The sequence below is a fragment of the Marinobacter algicola DG893 genome (assembly GCF_000170835.1).
Classification (GTDB): domain Bacteria; phylum Pseudomonadota; class Gammaproteobacteria; order Pseudomonadales; family Oleiphilaceae; genus Marinobacter; species Marinobacter algicola.
Genome location: NZ_ABCP01000043.1, coordinates 1 through 16,896 on the forward strand (window position 1 = coordinate 1; position 16,896 = coordinate 16,896).

Sequence of the window (16,896 nt, forward strand, 5' to 3'; positions counted from 1 at the left end):
AAACGCCCGTGAATACGTCCCTGTAGGGCTCGGTCGCGCCATCCATGGCGCTCCACGTTTTCGGAAGCTGCCTCCCACCGTCCGCCTAGATCAGGCTTCTGTTATTTGCGGCTGAAGTACAAAACAAGACGGTCGCCTGCCATTTGAAGCAGTTGTACAAAAATAACCAATAGTGCAACGGTAATGACCATCACATCGGTCTGGAATCGTTGATAACCGAAGCGGATGGCGAGATCACCCAGGCCGCCACCACCGACTACACCGGACATCGCTGCATACGAGACCAGCGTAATAGCGGTCACGGTAATACCGGCGATGATTCCGGGCAACGCCTCTGGCAGAAGGGCTCCGAACACTATCTGTTTTACCGTGGCGCCCATCGCCTGAGTCGCTTCAATAATCCCACGATCAACCTCGCGTAGTGAGGTTTCCACCAGGCGCGCGAAGAAAGGAGCACCACCGGCCACCAGTGGCGGAATCGCACCAGCCACGCCAAGAGACGTACCGATCAACATCACCGTGAACGGGATCATCACGATCAGCAGGATGATAAACGGCACGGACCTCAGCACGTTCACTACGAAGGACAGCACCGCATAGGCAATAGGCTGCTCGAGCAGTTGGCGCTTGCCGAACAGGAACAGCAGCACACCCACTGGCAGGCCAATCAGTACGCTGAACAGCAGTGACATGCCCACCATCACCAGGGTGTCCCAACTGGCCCAGCCGATTTCGGTCCAGTCCACGTTGCTCAACAGGTCTCCCATCAAGGCTTCCATCAGCGCAGCACCTCCACGTGAACGTCCGCCGCCTCAAAGGCCTGCATGGCGGTATCGAGATTGCCGCCCACCAGTGAGAGGGTCAACTGGCCGTAGGGCGTGTCCTTGATGTGGTCAATGCGGCCGGAGAGGATACTGAAATCCACGCCGGATTCCCGCGCCACACTGCCCAACAGTGGCGTGTAGGTGGATTCACCACGGAAGGTCAGGCGCAGGATGCGACCCTTGGCGTGTTGCAGGTCCTGCTGCATTTCCTCGTGGTCGATGCTTTCGCTCTCGAAGACGAAGTCCCGGGTGGTGGGGTGCTTCGGGTGCAGGAACACATCACTGACCGCCCCCATTTCAACGACCTCGCCGGCATCCATCACCGCCACCCGGTCACAGACACGGCGCACCACGTCCATTTCGTGGGTGATCAGTACGATGGTCAGGCCGAGCTCGCGGTTGATGTCTGCCAGCAGCTTCAGCACCGACTGGGTGGTTTGCGGATCAAGGGCGCTGGTGGCTTCATCGCATAACAGGATCGTCGGGCGGCAGGCCAGGGCGCGGGCGATCCCCACACGCTGCTTCTGTCCACCCGAAAGCTGCGACGGGTACTTATTGGCCTGATCCACCAGGCTGACCCGTTTCAGTAACTCGTCCACCCGGTCACGAATCTCGGTGCGGGAATAAATGCCGGCCAGCTTCATGGGAAAGGCAATGTTGTCCGCCACGGTTTTCGAGGACAGCAGATTGAAGTGCTGGAATATCATGCCCACCTTGCGGCGGAACGCCCGTAACTCGCTGGCGTTGTAGCCGGTGATGTTTTCATCGTCAATCAGGATGCGGCCACCGGTGGGCGGTTCCAGCAGATTGATCAGGCGCACGAGGGTGGACTTGCCCGCGCCGGAGTGGCCGACGATGCCAAACACCTCGCCGGTGTCGATGGTCATACTGGTGGGGTGTAACGCGGGGATCGCCCGCCCACCTACCTGGTAGGACTTCTGTACCTGGTCAAATACAATCACAACGTTGCCTTGTGAACGCTTTGTCAGCGCCTTGTGGGTGCAGAGGTAAAACGCGCGATTATAAACCAAACCGATGGCAAACCCGAATCCGCCGCCTTGGTAAATCCCCTTACACCATTTGCCACCTGACACAGCAGCCACGACTGAACTAGACTGATTCATTACAAGAACATCATTAACACTCCCGAGGCGCGCGCAATTTTGACAACAAAAACCGAGACACCGCCCTCAAGGATGAATTCGACCCAGGCATGGGTCACCTATCTGAGCAAAGTGGAGCTGCCGGTACTGGCAAACACTCTCCGCAGAATTGATGAACTGACCGACAGCAGTAACAGCACCGTCAACGAACTGGCTAATGTCATTCTCAATGACGCCCAGCTCACCTCTCAGGTGCTTCGGCTCTCCAACACGGTGTTCTACAACCAGACCCGCACCCAGGTAAGCACCGTCAGCCGCGCCATCACCCTGATCGGCTTCGACGCCGTGAAGTCCATGGCCATCTCGTCCCTGATCGTGGACTCCCTGCTCAAACGCAACGACCGCCCACACCTGCTTCGCTGCCTGGCAAGGGCCATTCACGCCGCCGTCCAGGCCCGTTGCCTGCTGCCAAAGCGCAACGAGCACGCCCTGGAGGAAGTGTTCATCGGGGCCCTGCTGATGAACATTGGCGAGTTGGCTTTCTGGTCCTGCGAGACCGAGCAGGCCAGTGAACTGGAATCCCGGCTGCGTGAGGGGGAGCCGACACTGGAGGCCCAGAAAGCCGCGCTCCACACCACCTTTACCGAAATTACCCGTGGCCTGGTGGACGCCTGGTCACTCGGCCCCTTTATTCGCGAGGTGGTTGCGCCCGGGCAGGCCAATTCGAAGGCCGCCAGCCTGGTGCGCCACTCCGTTGAGATGGCAAGACTGTCCGAGAATGGCTGGCGCGGCGACGACATGGAAAAGGTCATGGAAGCCCTGGGGCAGGACATCGGAGAGAACCCTGCAGCCGTTCGGGACCAGCTCAAGGTGAATGCCGGAGAAGCCGCGCGGGTCGCGGTGTCGCTGGGCATTCCCCAGGTGACCGCGCTGATGCCTGGCAGCCAGGGCAGCTCCGGCGAGGAGGCGGTGCGCGCACCAGAGGTGGACCCCAACCTGCAGTTACAGATTCTCCGCGATCTTACCCACAGCCTTACCGACAAACCGGACATCAACGAAGTCTGTCAGCTGGTCATCGAGGGTATTCACCGGGCAATCGGCATGCAGCGGGTTGTGTTGCTGATGAGCGACCGCAGCGGGCTTGAACTGGTGCCTCGCAAGCTGGGTGGCAGGGGTACCGAAGCCTGGAAGGACAACTTTACGGTCCGCAAGGATGGCACCGGCCCTCTCGGTGCGCTCTTGCCCCACGCGGATTGCTGCGTCTATCTGCCAAAATCGAAAATCGAAGGTGTTGCCTACGATCGCTGGCTGGGGAACGTGCCGGCACTGATCGGCCCCCTGAAAGCCAAGGGGCGACTGGTCGGCCTGTTTTACGCGGACAACGCAGCGGCGGACTATGTGCCCTCCGAAGAGCAACTGACGGCGTTCGGACACTTTATCCAGAACGCCCAGCTGTGCATCACGCTGCTATCAAGTCACTAGTCTGCCGAGCTATTAATCCGCACTCATCGGTCAGAGTTCATACAGTTTCGCAACGTGCAGGATCGGCCCGGTCGGCTGGCCAGTGGGGGAGCCTCCCACTGGCTCCAGGCTAATCGCCAGTGTTCGACTGTTGCTGAGAAGCGCACGTGTCTCATCGTCCAGGGTTACCTGGTAGGTTCCGCCTACCGGAATAACCCCGAGAGACAGAGGCTGACCATCCGCAGGCACGATCCACAATTCATAATCCTTGCCCTGCTGGGCTGCGGTCGCGGCAACGGGGCGTAGTTTCAGTTGTCTGTCGAGCGATGACTCACTGACCAACCATAGCGGATCGCTCACGTCCGCCTGTACGATGGCCCCCGACAGACGGTCATCCATCTCGGGCTCCGGCTGTTGCACCAGGACAACAGCCAGCACCAACGCTGCAGCCGTTGCCAGCATGCTCCAGCCGGGCCAGAACCAGCGGCCGGACGCGTCGTTCGCTGCTTCTGCGGACACAGCGTTACCCGTCTGAGGCCAAAGCCGACGTTCGATTCCAGCCCAGACCGACGCCGGAGGCTGTTCTTCTTCAATGCGTGCGCCCAGGTGCCCCAGTTTCTCTTCCCAGAACCAGACTTCCTGGCGGACTCGAACGGACTCCATCATCCAGCGCTCGAAACGCCGGCGGGCCGCCCCATGAAGGGAGCCAAGCACGTATTCCGCGGCCAATGCCTCTATTCTTTCCGGTGTCTTTTTCATCGTTCCAGACACCTCTTCAGAGCCATTAGTCCGCGCCGAATCCAGCTTTTTACGGTTCCAATGGGAGAACTCAAGGCTTCGGAGAGTTCATCGTGGGTAAACCCCCGGTAATAGGACAACAGGATACTATCCCGCTGTGTCTCCGAGAGTTCATCCAGGCACCCGCGAAGCTCGGCGGTACCCGCTACCCGAAGTGATTCGTCCAGCGGGCCGTCACGTTCATCGGCAACACGCTCAAGATGGGCGTCGCCGGACGTCGGCCTCGATTTCCTGTTCCTCATTAGATCGAGTGTGCGATAGCGTGCGATCGTCAGCATCCAGCTCAGGGGAGCACCACGCTCACTGTGATATTCACCGGCGTGGTGCCATATCTGCACAAAGGCATCCTGGACGGCCTCTTCTGCCAGATCCCGCTGACTGGCCAGTTTCAGGCAAAGCCCGAACATCCTGCCGGAAATTTTTTCATACAGTCGCTGAAAGGCCAGTCGGTCTTCCCGGGACACTGCAATCAGCAGTCCCATCAGATCATCCTGCTCAGAGTTGCTGGTTACCATCGATACGATCCCTTGTCTGGTTCTACAGGTATTAGTCGACCTTACGTTCCGAATGCCCACCAGGATGCATGCAGGTCATCAGATCGGGCTCAAACACACCGCTTTGGTCAAAGTCGTCCAGCGCTGTTTCCCACTTGGTTAACTCCAGGCCTTGGCTGGCAAGCCATGTGGGATTGAAATAGGTATCGGTGTATCGGTCGCCACCATCGCACAGAAGCGTGACAACCGAACCGCCCTCTCCGGCGTTTTGCATCTCGCTGGCAAGGCTCAGTGTGGCAATCAGGTTGGTACCTGTCGAGCCGCCACAGCGCCGGCCAAGATGACGTTCCAGATATCGGAGCGCGGCAAAACTCGCAGCATCAGGTACGCGAACCATACGCTCAATCACTGTCGGGCTGAAAGAGGGCTCAACCCTGGGGCGGCCAATACCCTCAATGCGCGAACCGCACTGCCCGACAATATCAGACCGCCCACTGGCGAAGGCGTCATAGAAAACCGAGTGTTCCGGATCCGCCACACACAGTTCACAGCCCTGGGCGAGATGGCCACCGTAGCGGATGTAGCGCCCGATGGTTGACGACGTGCCACCGGTGCCCGCGCTGACAACAATCCAGCGCGGTATGGGGTGCGGTTCCCGTCGCAACTGTTCGAAAATGCTCTCGGCAATGTTGTTGTTACCCCGCCAGTCTGTCGCCCTTTCAGCGTAGGTGAACTGGTCCATGTAGTGACCACCGAGCTCACGGGCCAGGCGCTGAGATTCCGCGTAGATCTCACTGCCGTTTTCCACCAGGTGACATTCGCCCCCATAGAACTCAATTTTGGCAATTTTCTGTGCCGACGTCGTTCGGGGCATGACCGCGATAAACCGCAGCCCGAGGAGTCTGGCAAAATAGGCCTCGGAGACCGCTGTCGATCCACTCGAAGCCTCGATGATCGGGGTGCCTGGCGTAATCCAGCCATTGCAGAGCCCGAACAGAAACAGTGAACGTGCCAGCCGATGTTTCAGACTGCCGGTAGGGTGGGTCGACTCATCCTTCAGATAGATATCGACGTCCCGCAGGCCCGGCAGATCCAGCTTGATCAGATGGGTGTCTGCAGAACGATTGAAATCCGCATCAATGCGGGCAATGGCGTCGGCTACCCATTGGGTGCGATGGAGCATGTTGTTGGTCCTGAAATCAAACAGTCACTATGGAGCATAGTCGTTCCGGCTCGACTTGAAGAGTAACGCTTTGAAAACCAGGGCCGATACGCCAACCGACACTCGGCTCGCACGTTTTGGCTGAACGTGGTGCACTCATACTCATAATATGTCAGCCCGTTTCCGGAGAGGACGCTTTCAAATTCTTTTTGTGAGAACTGCATCCTTTTCTGTTATCGCTCCGTACCCTCCTTTGCAACACCAACAATAGAAGAGGAAAACGGAATGAATACATTACTAAAACGCTCCGGCCTCGCCATTGCGGTTGCCGGACTCTGTATCAGCGCCGGCGCAGCAAACGCCTCAAGCCACCGCGAAGCACCCTTTATCACCGAAGTACCCAAGGTGGACGGGACCGATTTCTACATGTTCCGCAGTTATGAGGCGGGACGTGCGGATTTCGTCACCCTGATCGCGAATTACCTGCCGCTGCAGGATGCGTATGGCGGTCCCAACTACTTCGATCTGGATGAAGACGCGGTTTATGAAATCCATATCGACAACAGTGGCAACGCACAGGAAAACCTCACGTTCCGCTTTCAGTTCTCGGATAACCTAGAGGATAAACAGTTGCCGGTCGGCCCCGACGGCGACCAAAAAATGGTGTCCGTACCGCTCAAAAACATCGGTGATGCCAGCGACGAAGCGAACGTACAGTTCAGCCAAGACTATACTGTATCGGTTATTCGGGGCGACCGTCGTACCGGTACTGTCGAGACCGCGACCAACGTCACGGATGGCACCGCCACCTTCGACAAGCCACTGGACAACATCGGCGAAAAATCGTTTCCCGGTGGATACCAAGCTTACGCCAACCAGCACATCTTCGAGATTGGCATTCCAGGCTGCGCCACCAACGGGCAGGTATTCGTGGGACAACGCAAGGAAGCCTTCGCAGTTAACCTCGGTGAGATCTTCGATCTGGTCAACACCAACCCGCTCGGCCCACGTGACGGCGAGGGTGCCGGTGATCTTGCAGACAAGAACGTGACCTCCTTCGCCCTGGAAGTTCCGACCGAGTGCCTGACCGGCACCGCAGTCACAGGAATGGATCAGCCCGTCATCGGCGGCTGGACCACCGCCAGCGTTCGCCAGGCCCGAGTCATCAATCCGCAACCGACCGTTGATGGCAAAGGTGCAACCGTTGAGGGCGGCGCATGGACCCAGGTATCACGCCTCGGTATGCCGCTGGTAAACGAAGTCGTGATCGGCCTGAAAGACAAGGACCGGTTCAACGCCAGCGAGCCCATGAACGATGGCCAGTTCGCTACCTACGTGACTCATCCGACCCTGCCCGAACTGCTGGAAATACTGTTCGGCGGCGCAGGCGCTGAGGCACCGAATAACTTCCCGCGCACCGATCTGGTAACAGCGTTCCTGACCGGCGTACCCGATGTAAACATGCCGGTAGGCGTGCAAACGTCAGAAATGCTGCGACTGAACCCGGAAATCGCGGCCACGCCTGCAGCCTCGCAAAATGACCTGGGTGTTCTCGGTGGTGACAACGCCGGCTTCCCGAATGGCCGTCGCCCGGTGGATGACACCGTGGATATCGCCCTGCGAGTGGTCATGGGCGCATTAACCACTGATGCCCCGAACAAGGACACCCCGTTTACCGACGGTGTGCAACTTGACCCAGCTGAGCTCCAGGAAGTGTTCCCATATCTGGCAACTCCGCTGGCCGGCTCACCCAACTCATAAGGAGTGAATCATGAAACTCACTATGAAGTTAGCCGGAACGGGCCTGATAGCCCTGGCACTGACAGGGTGTTTCGACGGTTCCAGCAGCAGTAGCCGAGATTCCAATCCGGACCCGGCTGTGGACTTTACAACCTTTGTGAAGACACAGATCGACAACACGGACGATACTCGTGAAGCCGTTCAGATCAACGACCAGGAGTTCAGCTTCAATGACCAGAATAATGAACAGGCCTTCGACGATCTGTTCATCCAATAGGACCCCTTGCCGGCCTTCAGTACGCCTGAAGCCGGCAAGCACATTCCCTGCCCTTCGGGGCGGGGCTTTTTGTGTCGGGCTGTGGTTGATGGCCGCTTTACCAAACGTCGCAATCGCCGCACCCGGACCTATTGAGAAGGATTTCGCCGATACCGACATTCTTGTTGAACTGCCAGAGCCGGCACTGACCACGTCCGAACTACCGGATTCGCCCGAGCAACTGGCAAACACCGTACAAAATCAGATCTCCCGTGCCAGAAGCACCGGAGACCCCCGTTTCCTGGGCTACGCCGACGGGATGTTGCAGCGATGGCCCGGAGAAATGACCGACCGGCTGCTTACCCTCAGGGCAACGCTGGACCAGAGCCTCCACCGTTTTGACAGCGCCAGGAAAGACCTGGAAACCGTCATTGCCCGATCCAGCGCCACACTCCAGAAAAACCAGGCTCGCCTGCTGCTGGCCAACCTGGAAATCGTTCAGGGCAATTACGAAGACGCACAAAAGCACTGCGGACAGTTGCAACAAACCTACCCCGGACTGATTGCCGACAGCTGCACGGCTCAGGTTGATGCCCGCACGGGCAGCCCGCAAGCAGCCTATCAGACGCTCCAACGCCGGACAGACGCAACCAATGCCGATGTCACCAGCCAGCTTTGGGCGGAGGGAACCCTGGGGGATATCGCCGCGCAGATGGGCAGCCCCGCTGCGGAGGATCACTGGCAAACGGTGCTCAGCATCGCCCCCGACGATCTCTATACCCGCACCCAACTGGCAGACTGGTATCTGGGCCGAAACCAGAACGACAAGGTACTGGCCCTGACCGACGGCTATGAACAGGTGGATTCGCTGGCCGTCATTCGGGCTATTGCCATGGCTGAGTCAGACCACCCGAATGCCGAAGCGTTGGCGGAAAGCCTCAGGGAGCGCTTCGCAGAGGCTCGTTGGCGCGGAAACCTGCTGCATCAGCGGGACATGGCGCGCTTTCAGCTTGATGTGGAAGACGACGCCGAGACCGCATTGACCTTTGCGGCGGACAACTGGCGCAGCCAACGCGAGCCCCTCGACACCCGGCTGCTGCTGCGTGCCGCCGATGCAGCGGGTGACAACGAGCCAGCCCGGAAGGTGAGATCCTGGCTGAAAGAACAGGGGCAAACCGATGCCCGCTACCCGGAGGCTGAATCATGAGGGTTATGAAACAATGGGGTAGCCTTGTGGTATCGATGGTTCTGCTGGCCCTGATCTCCGGAACGGCATGGGCCCACAAGGCCAGCGACAGCTTTATCTACCTGAACCAGGACCGGGCCGAGATACGGATCGATGTGGCACTCCGGGACGTGGCGGTGGCCTTGCCGCTGGACCGGAACGGGGATCGCCAGCTCAGTGGTGCGGAGCTCCGTGCTGGCCGGGACCAGATTACCCGATGGGTAGAGCAGGGCGTAACCTTATCCAGCGCCCAGGCCGATTGCCGCCTGACCGGCCAGCAATGGGGCCTTTCCAGCCATAGCGACGGCCCCTATGCCGCCGGTCTCTACACCATTAGCTGCCCCGATGGCGCCACGCCCGACACCCTGACATACAACCTTCTGTTCTCACAGGACCCGTTGCATCGCGGCCTGATAAGCCTGGAAAGCGACGGGGCCAGCACACTCGGGGTAGTAGGCCCTGACAGCCGCCAACTGGCGCTTTCCGCCGGAGAAGCACCAGGAAGCCTGCAGCTGTTCGGAACCTTCCTGTACGAGGGTGTCATCCATCTGCTCATCGGCCTTGACCACATACTGTTTCTGTTAGTGCTGATGCTGCCAGCTACACTGAGAAAGAATGATGGCAGTACGCCTGTGGGGTTAAATCAGCGACTGTGGGAACTTACGGGGATCGTGACCGCATTCACGGCGGCTCATTCCGTCACCCTGGCTCTGGCAGCCCTTGGCATTGTTCGCTTGCCCATTGCCTGGGTGGAGACCATTATCGCCCTGTCCATAGCAGTGGCAGCCATGAACGTGATGTGGCCGATACTGGGCAGGAAAACCTGGAAACTGGCCTTCGGATTCGGGCTGATACACGGGTTCGGTTTTGCCAGCGTACTGGGGGACCTCACCAGTGGCGTGTCCCAGACTGTACTTGCCCTTGCCGGATTCAATATTGGCGTAGAGCTCGGGCAGCTGGGTCTGCTGGTTATTGCCTTCCCGCTGCTTTACATGTGGGGTAAAACACACCTTTACGGCAGGGCAGTCGTTCCGCTCACACTGGTAGCGGTGGGTGCGATCAGCCTGTACTGGGTGGCCGAGAGGGCAATGGCCATCTGAGCCTGGCCCCGGTGCCTTTCGACACCGGGGCTCCCAATGGCAGATAAATCAGTGCAGGGCACGGAGTTGACGTGGATACAAGGCCGCGCTGACCTCTGGTTCATCCAGCAGATCCGCCAGTTCCATATCCACCTCGGTTTCCTCGCCTTCGTCAGGCAGCGGCTCAAACAGGGTGTTCAGCCAGGAGGTTACAGACGGTGCTTCGTCACGACCATACTCCGTGGACAGGGCCTTGATCCGTCGAAAGCCAATAATGCGCTGGTGCTTGGGATCACGGATCTGCTCAAAGCCACGCCAGTAGATGCGGTCGCGGGTGTGCAACTGCACAAACAGTGTGTCGATGGGCTCTGCCGGATCTTCACCCCGAGCGGGTTCAACTTCACCGTCCTCCACTGCTCGGGTGTCCTCTGACCCTGCCTCGGCCTCGGCTTTCGCCGGTTTCTTGCTGCGGATGGTGGTCCACGCCGGGTACAGCACGGCAACCGCATCGGCTTCCACATGCTCTCGGGCCGCGCGTAGGATGAGTCCCCAGCGGGCCTTGTCGGCATCGGTTTCAAGAGAGTTAATGGGCAAGTCGTAGCTTTGTTCGCTGGACAGTACGATCGCCATCATCGGGGCATCAAGCTCCCCCATGGCTTCGGCCTGTGCTACAGACACCAGTTCGTCGATTGCCATCGGTTGGTTCATAATACGCTCGCCTCCTCGATGCCATCAGGGTCGTTCAGGAAGAATGGGCTCTTCCTGACTCACAGCATAGCCTGTTCCTGCCATAAAGATAAACGTGGATACGTTGATCCCGGATCACAATGCGTTATTTATTGTTTCAGTGCGTGGCGTCAGATCATTGCTTCCAGCAGTTCGTAGCGTCCAAACCAGGGGTTGGCCTCTTCCAGTTGCGCCGCTAGCTGAAGTAGCGTGCCTTCGTCCCCATGCGGAGCGCCAAACTGTACACCCACAGGTAATCCGGCGGCCGTCCAGGTGAGCGGGACAGACATCGCAGGTGTGCCTGTGAGGTTGGCCAGTTGGGTGAAGGGCGTGCGGGCGAGACTTTCCATCGCCATCTGATCCACTTGACCGCTGCGGTGTACCAACTTGCCGGCTTTCAGCAGCAACATCAGCCGGGCAGCCACCTGCAGATGGGATGGGGTATCCAACTCGCCTATCTTCGCCGGTAGCTGGCCAGCCGTCGGGCACAGGTACATATCGTAGCCTTCAAAGAAGGCCCCCAGGGCGCGAGCAAAATCGTTCCACTGCTGGCGACGGCGCACGTAGTCCGGTAGTGGCATGGTCCGCCCCAACATACCGATCAGACGGGTATCCAGTTCAAAGTCATCATCGCGGGCACCAAACTCGGCTTTCGCCCGCTCGATCAGGGTGGACACTTCCCCGAAATACAGCCCCAGATAACAGCGGGCAAGGGCCATGCCGTCGAATTCCGGGCGTGCATACTCCACCCGATGCCCGAGGTTTTCCAGAGTGCGCGCGGTCTCCTCAACGGCATCCACACACTCCCTGGCCACGTCGGTTTCGTAGGGCGACGAGGTAAAGACACCAATCTTGAGACGGCGTGGCGCCCGCTGCATCAACTCGGCATAGGGAGCGGCCGGTGGTGCGATAGCAAAGGGATCCCCCACCGCAGGGCCAGCCAGTACGTCCAGCATGGCGGCGCTGTCTCGAACCGTACGGGTGACCACGTGATCGGTCGAGGCGCCCGTCCATGCTTCACCCACCGAGGGGCCGGAGGAGATGCGACCGCGCGACGGTTTCAGCCCGAACAGCCCGTTGTAGGCCGCCGGAATACGAATCGAGCCGCCACCATCATTGGCTCCCGCCATGGGTACGATGCCCGCCGCCACCGCAGCGCCGGAGCCGCCACTGGAACCACCCGGTGTCCGATCCGTATCCCATGGATTACGACAGGCACCCCAGAGTTTCGATTCGGTGACCGCCTTCAGCCCGAACTCCGGCGTTGCAGTGCGACCCAGGAATATCAGGCCCGCAGCCCGTGCGCGGCGTACAAACTCCGAATCCCGGGACGCGATGTTTTTCTTCAATCCCCGGCTGCCGTAGGTACAGGGCTGGCCCTGTTGTTCCTGGGCCAGATCTTTAAGCAGCATAGGAACGCCCGAGAAGGTACTATCCGGTGTAGGCGCCTGGCTCAACGCATCAGAGAACTGGGGGTGGCAGATGGCGTTGAGCTTGCCATTCACCGTGGCCGCACGCTCAATGGCGGCCTCACAGATTTCGCTGGCCGCGACTTCTCCGCGGCGAATCAGGTCGGCAAGCGCTACCGCGTCGTATCGGAGGTATTCGGATTGCTTCATGATCGATTCCGTTTGTTATTCTGTTTTCGGGAGATTGGGGAAACCGGTATTTATGAACATGAGCTCTAAGCGTCACTTACTTGCTGTCGTTATAATAGTCACATCTGTTATCGCGTCCACTTCCCAAGCGAGTAAAAAGCCCCCGGAACCTGCCGAGAACTGGACCAGCGTTGTTCGCAGTTCACCCTACTGGTCAAGCCAGGGGGTTTACCAGAACATCACAACCATTCGTCGCTGGGTATTGAAAGAATCCGGTTACTGCACTGACCCCGACAGGCACATCCTGTTCGATATGCGCGGTAAGTTCATTGGTTACATTGACGATGGCTCCGATCGGGAGGCCACCCAGACTCGCCTGAATGATACAAGAGCCTCGCTGGCAGCCACTGGCCGCGCTGACAACTGGGCTCCGGGCAGTCCCGACAAGACCGGCTATCCCTTCGCGCTGTCCTGCCGGCAGCCGCACGTCAACCTGGACGAAGCCATGGCACGCTACCTGGGCACCCTACCTTCGGAATTGATATGGGGTGCCTGGGACGACCTGTCGTTCGCCTCGCAGGAAGCACCGCAGCCCCTCCATGAGGCACTGATGTATGTGTATGGTCTACGTGAGCAGCAGCAACGGCTCAATCTGCCGGCAACCCTGCCAAAATATCTCGGCGGCCAGGTATTGATCGAAAGCAGCGGCCAACAACGGGCGCACTCCGCCGCCAATGCCAAAGGCATACTTCAGCTTTCGCCCTCGGCCCTCAACGACTGCCGCATCAAACCCGCCAACCACTGGCACCGGTTGGCACAGATTGATTGCGCCCTCAAACTGATGAATCAGAATGCCCGCAACCTCAGGCCGCCCTTCGAGGCGCGCTTCGGTCACCTGCCCGACGACAAAAGGGATCAGCTTTTTACACTGCTGCTGGTTCAGGCTTATCACGGCGGTGCCAGCCGCGTTCAGTCTTTGCTGGAGGACGAGACGCTGTCAAAGCCTGCGGTTTACTTTGCCCAGGAACATGAGCGATTCAGCGCGGGAGATATAGCTTTCGGTATGGTGTTCCACAATCTGGGGCGGGATCGCTTCGGGCTGGCCTCGCTGTATTACGTGGCCGATGTACAACTCGTTACCGAGGCGCTGTGCAAAACCGCACGCCTCGCTGATACCCGCTTCTGCCAATAACCCCGGAGCCCACCTTGGAACTGACGCTCATCCCGGAAGGCCTGAACACCGCAACGGCCGTTTTTCTGCTACTGAGTTCTGTCGTTACGTCGATGATTACCGCCAGCCTTGGCGCCGGGGGCGGTGTTCTGCTGCTGGTATTGATGGCGTTCTGGATACCCCCGGCGGCGATCATACCGGTTCACGGGATGATCCAGTTAGGCTCCAATGCCGGGCGGGCCACACTGACCTGGCGGCATACCGACTGGAAAGCCATCGCAGCCTTCGTGCCGGGGGTACTGGTCGGAGCGGGACTTGGCGCCTGGTTGTTGATCGACCTGCCACCCTATCTGTGGCAACTGACCATTGGCGCTTTCGTGCTTTATCTATGCTGGGGGCCCGCCCTGCCACGAGGTGCCTTCGGCAGTGTGGGGATTTTTCTTGCCTCTGCGTTGACCAGTTTCATTTCCCTGTTTGTGGGTGCAACCGGCCCACTGGTGGCATCCTTTATCAAGCAGATGCACACAGAGCGCTTCACCACCGTTGCGACGTTCGCCACGGCGATGACGCTCCAGCACGCGCCCAAAGCGCTGGTTTTCGGACTCGCCGGTTTCGTTTTCCGCGACTGGCTGATGTTCATATTGGCCATGATCAGCTTCGGTTTTGCCGGCACCTGGCTGGGGCTTCACGTGCTCAAATCCCTGAGCAATCGGCATTTCAGCCGTATGTTCAACCTTCTTCTGACCCTGCTCGCACTGCGCCTACTGTGGCAGGCGGGTGGCTCTGCGGGATGGTGGTGATCAATCCAGCTTCTGCGCTGACGGCAGGGGAACCGCCACTACGCGGTTTCGCCCCTGGGCCTTGGCGGCGTATGTGCCTTCGTCCGCACGTGCAACAACTTCCCGGGGCCCTGTATCCGCGTCACTCATCTCAGTCAGGCCGATGCTGGCAGTCACTCCAAACGTCTTGCCATCCTGCTCTATGCGCATGGCCTCAATGCCGGCTCGGATTTTCTCGGCAAGTTCGACCGCGCGCTGCTGACCACAGGCGGGCAGGATAATGCCGAATTCATCGCCACCGAGGCGTGCCACCGTATCCGACTGGCGCACGGACTGCGTGAGCAGGTCCGATAGCCGCCCGAGCAAATCGTCTCCCAGCAAGTGCCCGCCTTCATCGTTGACCGGTTTGAAATAGTCCAGGTCGATCAGCATCATAACGCTGGCCGCTGTTTTTTTGTTGGCATCCGCCAGACATTTGACCAGCGACGAATTGAAGGCGCGACGATTGAGCAAGCCTGTCAGGCTGTCGTGGGTCGCTTCCCAGGACAGCCGCTCTTCTTCGCGACGGCGGGCGCTGTCATCCCGGATGACGAACACCATGCGGTGATTGTGACTTTCCCGGCGAAGGTGAAGCATTGCCAGGTCTATATCGAAGAGTTGGCCTGTCCTGTTTCGCAGGGTGGCGTACAAGCTATCGACATCAGCACTGCGCAGAAAATCGTCCGCTTCCCAGCAACGGTTCTCGTCTTCAATCGATACCAGTGCGAAAAAATTCTGCTGCTCAACACTGTCGGCCAATCCCAGGAACCCATAGGCGGCTTCGTTGGAGTATCGGATAATGCCATCGACATCCACCATCAATACGCCTTCCTGCAGTACGCCCAGAATGCTGTCTGCACGTTTTTGTTCCTCGACCAATTCCGCTTCAATTTCCAGTTCGTGAGTGATATCCCTGACCACGGTGATGGTACCCAGGGAACGCTCTTCCGTCTCAATCACCGACGTCATGACATCGGCCCACACCAGCTCAATACCCTTGCGACTTTTCAAGCGAAAACGACCTCGGAACACCGTTTTGCTGCGCAAAGCCTCCCGCCACGCTTCAACCGTTCCAGCCCGGTCTTCTTCATAAACACCTTCGATCAGAGGGGTATGCTGCAGGTCATTGGTGCTGACCCCGATGATCCGCTCAAACGCCGGGTTCACGAACTCAATCCTACCTAGAACATCAGTCTGGATAATGCCGATCGGCGCACTCTGGGTGAGCGAGCGGAAAAACGCCTCACGCTCGGCCAGGGAGGACAGCACTTCGTCACGCTCTTCCATCACGGTGTTGAAAGTTTCCGCAACCTGTCGGATTTCCGAGCCACCCAGAACGTCCACCGGCTCGGTCCGTATCCCCAGATGGCGCTCACTGATCTGGACCCCCAGATTTCGCATGGGCGCCATTAACCGACGAAACACCACGAGCGCCAAGGGCGCCACGATCAGAATCACGATCAGGAGAGTCTGTGCGAAACTGTCCGTCAACCGGCTGAGCGGCGCATAGGCCTCTTTCACCGGCCACACCGCGGCCACAAACCAGGGCACCTGTGACATTTGCCGCACCGAGGTGATGGCTTCGGTGCCTTCCTGGTCAAGCGTCTGCAATGTGCCTTCGAAACCCGCCATGGCCTTCTTGTGGGCCTCGTTTTCAAGCCTGAGCGGCACCATGGTTTCACCGGTACGGCCGTGGCCCAGGGTTACCCCCGAACGAGTGGCAATGCTGACATAACCGGTTTTGCCGATGCTCACACCGCTGGTGTCTTCCATGAAGTTGTCGCCGTCGAGAAAAACCGCTCCTCCCAGCACGCCAATAAACCGTTGGCGATGATCAAAAATAGGCGCCGTCATCATAACGGCGGGCCGCTCCCGATAGTTCGACACATAAGGGTCACTGATGATGGAGGTAAGCTGGCTTGAGGTCTGCTGAAAATACTCGCGGCCGCTGATATCCAGCCCCGTCTGCCGGAAGCTTTGCGGATACTCGGCAATGACCTTGCCACCGGCATCGAACACGTAGATTCCATCGAACATATGTTGCAGCGCAATCTCGCGGCGGATGAGAAGGCGGGAACGGGAGCGCAGCACCAACTCCTCCATGGTGAACCCTTCCGCGACATGAGTCAGGGTATCCCGGCGCTGGGCCAGGCGGGCATCAAGATCGCTGGCAACCAGTTCCGCGATGGTTTCTACCTGTTCCCTTGTCTGCCCCGCCAGCTCCGAGCGTCCCACCAGAGAGCTGACCACGGCCACGGCCAGAGCCGCCAGCACGATGGCCAGTATGACAAAGGCAACGGCACGGTTGACCAGGCTTGCAAGCCAACGTCTTATCATCACAGCGGCGTGACTCCGGCTTCACGAACGCAGGACAGGTCCGGGCTGATGCCCCTTAGTGATAAATATCTGTTTTTCACTGGATAACGTGTCGATTACTGGAG

15 protein-coding genes are annotated in these 16,896 nt (G+C 58.9%); 7 read left to right on the forward strand and 8 right to left on the reverse strand.

Features of this window, described 5'->3' with window-relative positions; translation table 11 throughout:
- Positions 1-101: 101 nt before the first annotated feature.
- Together MDG893_RS17385 and MDG893_RS17390 are read right to left on the reverse strand one after the other, a co-directional pair.
- On the reverse strand, positions 102-779 hold the full coding sequence (locus MDG893_RS17385) for a methionine ABC transporter permease (RefSeq protein ID WP_007155138.1): 678 nt from the start codon (positions 777-779) through the stop codon (positions 102-104).
- Positions 779-1,786: a methionine ABC transporter ATP-binding protein gene (locus MDG893_RS17390; protein ID WP_007155139.1), complete on the reverse strand. Its 1,008-nt coding sequence runs from the start codon at positions 1,784-1,786 to the stop codon at positions 779-781. Before MDG893_RS17390 ends, MDG893_RS17385 begins: the two co-directional genes overlap by 1 nt.
- Positions 1,787-1,987: 201 nt before the next feature.
- Between MDG893_RS17390 and MDG893_RS17395 the strand changes: the two genes are divergently transcribed.
- Positions 1,988-3,409: an HDOD domain-containing protein gene (locus MDG893_RS17395; RefSeq protein ID WP_040474738.1), complete on the forward strand. Its 1,422-nt coding sequence runs from the start codon at positions 1,988-1,990 to the stop codon at positions 3,407-3,409.
- Between the two features lie 30 nt (positions 3,410-3,439).
- On the opposite strand, the gene MDG893_RS17400 is transcribed toward MDG893_RS17395, so the two are convergent.
- Genes MDG893_RS17400 through MDG893_RS17410 form a run of 3 tightly spaced genes read right to left on the reverse strand, consistent with a single transcriptional unit; the run spans position 3,440 to position 5,863 of the window.
- Complete coding sequence (locus tag MDG893_RS17400; RefSeq protein WP_007155141.1) at positions 3,440-4,147, reverse strand: anti-sigma factor; 708 nt, start codon at positions 4,145-4,147, stop codon at positions 3,440-3,442.
- A complete protein-coding gene (locus MDG893_RS17405; protein WP_007155142.1) occupies positions 4,144-4,701 on the reverse strand; it encodes a sigma-70 family RNA polymerase sigma factor in 558 nt (185 codons plus the stop codon). Before MDG893_RS17405 ends, MDG893_RS17400 begins: the two co-directional genes overlap by 4 nt.
- A gap of 31 nt (positions 4,702-4,732) precedes the next feature.
- Positions 4,733-5,863 (reverse strand): PLP-dependent cysteine synthase family protein, encoded by a 1,131-nt coding sequence (locus tag MDG893_RS17410; RefSeq protein WP_007155143.1) that lies wholly within the window; start codon positions 5,861-5,863, stop codon positions 4,733-4,735.
- 264 nt (positions 5,864-6,127) lie between these two features.
- Here MDG893_RS17410 and MDG893_RS17415 point away from each other — a divergent pair, with 264 nt between their 5' ends.
- From MDG893_RS17415 to MDG893_RS17430, 4 genes are all read left to right on the forward strand, one after another.
- A complete protein-coding gene (locus MDG893_RS17415) occupies positions 6,128-7,603 on the forward strand; it encodes a DUF4331 domain-containing protein (RefSeq protein WP_007155144.1) in 1,476 nt (491 codons plus the stop codon).
- 10 nt (positions 7,604-7,613) lie between these two features.
- Positions 7,614-7,859, forward strand: coding sequence for a hypothetical protein (locus MDG893_RS17420; protein ID WP_007155145.1), 246 nt, complete (start codon positions 7,614-7,616; stop codon positions 7,857-7,859).
- An 88-nt stretch (positions 7,860-7,947) separates the two neighbouring features.
- Positions 7,948-9,045 (forward strand): tetratricopeptide repeat protein, encoded by a 1,098-nt coding sequence (locus MDG893_RS17425; RefSeq protein ID WP_007155146.1) that lies wholly within the window; start codon positions 7,948-7,950, stop codon positions 9,043-9,045.
- Positions 9,042-10,163, forward strand: coding sequence for a HupE/UreJ family protein (locus MDG893_RS17430; protein WP_007155147.1), 1,122 nt, complete (start codon positions 9,042-9,044; stop codon positions 10,161-10,163). The genes MDG893_RS17425 and MDG893_RS17430 overlap by 4 nt, the downstream gene beginning before the upstream one ends.
- A gap of 48 nt (positions 10,164-10,211) precedes the next feature.
- Here MDG893_RS17430 and MDG893_RS17435 read toward each other — a convergent pair whose 3' ends face one another.
- Both MDG893_RS17435 and MDG893_RS17440 read right to left on the reverse strand, forming a co-directional pair.
- Positions 10,212-10,850, reverse strand: coding sequence for a hypothetical protein (locus MDG893_RS17435; RefSeq protein WP_007155148.1), 639 nt, complete (start codon positions 10,848-10,850; stop codon positions 10,212-10,214).
- Positions 10,851-10,999: 149 nt separating this feature from the next.
- The gene (locus tag MDG893_RS17440) at positions 11,000-12,487 is read right to left on the reverse strand and encodes an amidase (RefSeq protein ID WP_007155149.1); all 1,488 of its coding nucleotides are present in this window, start codon (positions 12,485-12,487) and stop codon (positions 11,000-11,002) included.
- 52 nt (positions 12,488-12,539) lie between these two features.
- Between MDG893_RS17440 and MDG893_RS17445 the strand changes: the two genes are divergently transcribed.
- Entirely contained in the window at positions 12,540-13,658 is a 1,119-nt protein-coding gene (locus tag MDG893_RS17445; RefSeq protein WP_040474739.1) for a hypothetical protein, read from the forward strand.
- Positions 13,659-13,672: 14 nt separating this feature from the next.
- Entirely contained in the window at positions 13,673-14,437 is a 765-nt protein-coding gene (locus tag MDG893_RS17450; protein ID WP_007155151.1) for a sulfite exporter TauE/SafE family protein, read from the forward strand.
- Here MDG893_RS17450 and MDG893_RS17455 read toward each other — a convergent pair whose 3' ends face one another.
- The gene (locus MDG893_RS17455) at positions 14,438-16,792 is read right to left on the reverse strand and encodes a diguanylate cyclase (RefSeq protein WP_007155152.1); all 2,355 of its coding nucleotides are present in this window, start codon (positions 16,790-16,792) and stop codon (positions 14,438-14,440) included. It abuts the gene before it with no gap.
- Positions 16,793-16,896 lie beyond the last annotated feature (104 nt).

Excerpts from the sequence above, each read along its gene's own strand:
- MDG893_RS17385 (WP_007155138.1), bottom strand. The coding sequence starts at position 779 with ATGGAAGCCTTGATGGGAGACCTGTTGAGCAACGTGGACTGGACCGAA.
- MDG893_RS17400 (WP_007155141.1), bottom strand. The coding sequence starts at position 4,147 with ATGAAAAAGACACCGGAAAGAATAGAGGCATTGGCCGCGGAATACGTG.
- MDG893_RS17405 (WP_007155142.1), bottom strand. The coding sequence starts at position 4,701 with ATGGTAACCAGCAACTCTGAGCAGGATGATCTGATGGGACTGCTGATT.
- MDG893_RS17410 (WP_007155143.1), bottom strand. The coding sequence starts at position 5,863 with ATGCTCCATCGCACCCAATGGGTAGCCGACGCCATTGCCCGCATTGAT.
- MDG893_RS17415 (WP_007155144.1), top strand. The coding sequence starts at position 6,128 with ATGAATACATTACTAAAACGCTCCGGCCTCGCCATTGCGGTTGCCGGA.
- MDG893_RS17420 (WP_007155145.1), top strand. The coding sequence starts at position 7,614 with ATGAAACTCACTATGAAGTTAGCCGGAACGGGCCTGATAGCCCTGGCA.
- MDG893_RS17425 (WP_007155146.1), top strand. The coding sequence starts at position 7,948 with ATGGCCGCTTTACCAAACGTCGCAATCGCCGCACCCGGACCTATTGAG.
- MDG893_RS17430 (WP_007155147.1), top strand. The coding sequence starts at position 9,042 with ATGAGGGTTATGAAACAATGGGGTAGCCTTGTGGTATCGATGGTTCTG.
- MDG893_RS17435 (WP_007155148.1), bottom strand. The coding sequence starts at position 10,850 with ATGAACCAACCGATGGCAATCGACGAACTGGTGTCTGTAGCACAGGCC.
- MDG893_RS17440 (WP_007155149.1), bottom strand. The coding sequence starts at position 12,487 with ATGAAGCAATCCGAATACCTCCGATACGACGCGGTAGCGCTTGCCGAC.
- MDG893_RS17445 (WP_040474739.1), top strand. The coding sequence starts at position 12,540 with ATGAACATGAGCTCTAAGCGTCACTTACTTGCTGTCGTTATAATAGTC.
- MDG893_RS17455 (WP_007155152.1), bottom strand. The coding sequence starts at position 16,792 with ATGATAAGACGTTGGCTTGCAAGCCTGGTCAACCGTGCCGTTGCCTTT.